We start from the raw sequence: 2,129 nt of genomic DNA on the forward strand, positions 1-2,129 counted from the left end.
GCATTGACCAGCAACGCACCGATGATCGGCCCGACGATGGTGCCGCGCCCGCCGACGGCCGCCCATACCACGACTTCAATCGAATTGGCCGGCTCGAATTCGCCGGGGTTGATGATGCCGACCTGCGGCACGTAGAGCGCGCCGGCGATGCCGGCCATGACGGCCGAGACGGTGAAGGCGAACAGTTTTACGTTCTCCGCCCGCCAGCCAAGGAAGCGCGTGCGGCTCTCGGCATCGCGTACCGCCATCAAGAGCTTGCCGTATTTGGAGCCGACGATCGCCCAGGTGACGAAGACGGCGACCGCGAGCGTGACCGCACTGGCGGCAAACAGCGCCGAACGCGTCGCGTCGGCCTGCACGTTGAAGCCCAGAATGTCCTTGAAATCGGTCAGGCCGTTGTTGCCGCCGAAACCCATGTCGTTGCGGAAAAAGGCGAGCAGCAGCGCATAGGTCATCGCCTGGGTGATGATCGAGAGATAAACGCCGGTGACGCGGCTGCGGAAGGCGAACCAGCCGAAGACGAAAGCCAGCAGGCCAGGCACCGCCAGCACCATGAGGCCGGCAAACCAGAAATGGTCGAAGCCATACCAGAACCACGGCAATTCCTTGTAGTTCAGGAACACCATGAAGTCGGGCAGGATCGGGTTGCCATAGACGCCGCGCGAGCCGATCTGGCGCATCAGATACATGCCCATCGCATAACCGCCGAGCGCGAAGAAGGCGCCGTGGCCGAGCGAGAGAATGCCGCAATAGCCCCAGACAAGATCGAGCGCCAAGGCGAGCAGCGCATAGCAGAGATATTTGCCGGTCAGCGCGACGATATAGGATGGCACATAGAAGGCGTTGGCCGGCGAAACAGCCAGGTTGAGCAGCGGCACGACGATGGCCGCCGCCAGCAGGATGAAGATCGTGATGGCGATGCGGCTGTCCGCGCCGGCAGCGAAGAAGCGTCCCGTGATCATGCTTCCACCGCCCTGCCCTTGAGCGCGAACAGGCCGCGCGGGCGCTTCTGGATGAACAGGATGATCAGCACCAGCACGACGATCTTGCCAAGCACCGCACCGGCATAGGGCTCGAGGAACTTGTTGACGATGCCGAGCGAGAAGGCGCCGACAAGCGTACCCCACAGATTGCCGACACCGCCGAAGACGACGACCATGAAGCTGTCGATGATGTAGCCGCGGCCGAGATTGGGCGAGACATTGTCGATCTGGCTAAGCGCGACACCGGCAATGCCGGCGATGCCGGAGCCGAGCGCGAAGGTCAGCGCGTCGACCCATGGCGTCCTGATGCCCATGGAGGCGGCCATGCGCCGGTTGGCGGTGACGGCGCGCATCTGCAGGCCCCAGGGCGTGCGCTTCATCACGTAGAGCAGCACCGCGAACACGGTGAGCGCGAAAACCAGGATCCATAGCCGGTTCCAGGTGATCGCAAGCTGCCCGACATTGAACGAGCCCGACATCCAGGAGGGGTTGCCGACCTCCTGGTTGGTCGGCCCGAAGATCGAGCGCACCGCTTGCTGCAGGATGAGCGAAACGCCCCATGTCGCCAGCAGTGTTTCCAGCGGCCGGCCATAAAGGAAGCGGATGACGCCGCGCTCGATGATCAGGCCAACCAGGGCCGAGACGAGGAAAGCGAGCGGCAGCGCGATGACCAGCGACCAGTCGAACAGGTTCGGAAAGGACGTACGGATCACTTGCTGGACGACGAAGGTCGTGTAGGCGCCGAGCATAACCATCTCGCCATGCGCCATGTTGATGACGCCCATGACGCCGAAGGTGATGGCAAGGCCGATCGCCGCCAGCAGCAGCACCGAGCCCAGCGAAATGCCGTACCAGATGTTCTGACCGGCATCCCAGAAGGCCAGCGTCGAATTGATGTTGGCGATCGCGGCCGTGGCAGCTTCCTTGACTGCGTCCGTGGAATTCGCCTCGACCGAAGTCAGCAGCGAAACCGCATCGCGGTCGCCCCGCGCCCCGATCAGCGCGATGGCAGCAAGCTTGTCGGCTTCAGGCTGATCGGAGACCAGCACGGAGGCGGCACGAGCCTGTTCGAGCAGAGCCTTGACGCTGGCCACGCTCTCGCTGGCGATTGCCGTGTCGAGCGGCCCGATGTTTGCCGCATCAGGG

2 protein-coding genes are annotated in these 2,129 nt (G+C 63.6%); both read right to left on the reverse strand.

Going from position 1 to position 2,129, the window contains the following annotated elements; translation table 11 throughout:
- Nucleotides 1-962 (reverse strand): urea ABC transporter permease subunit UrtC (urtC, locus tag EN935_RS32680; RefSeq protein ID WP_127374058.1); only part of this gene is annotated, 962 nt, incomplete at its 3' end.
- Nucleotides 959-2,129, reverse strand: a 1,171-nt coding sequence (urtB, locus tag EN935_RS32685; protein WP_127374059.1) for an urea ABC transporter permease subunit UrtB, incomplete at its 5' end; no start/stop codon positions are given. The genes urtB and urtC, both read right to left, overlap by 4 nt.

Origin of the sequence: Mesorhizobium sp. M7D.F.Ca.US.004.03.1.1, from assembly GCF_003998635.1 — a bacterium.
GTDB lineage: Bacteria > Pseudomonadota > Alphaproteobacteria > Rhizobiales > Rhizobiaceae > Mesorhizobium > Mesorhizobium loti.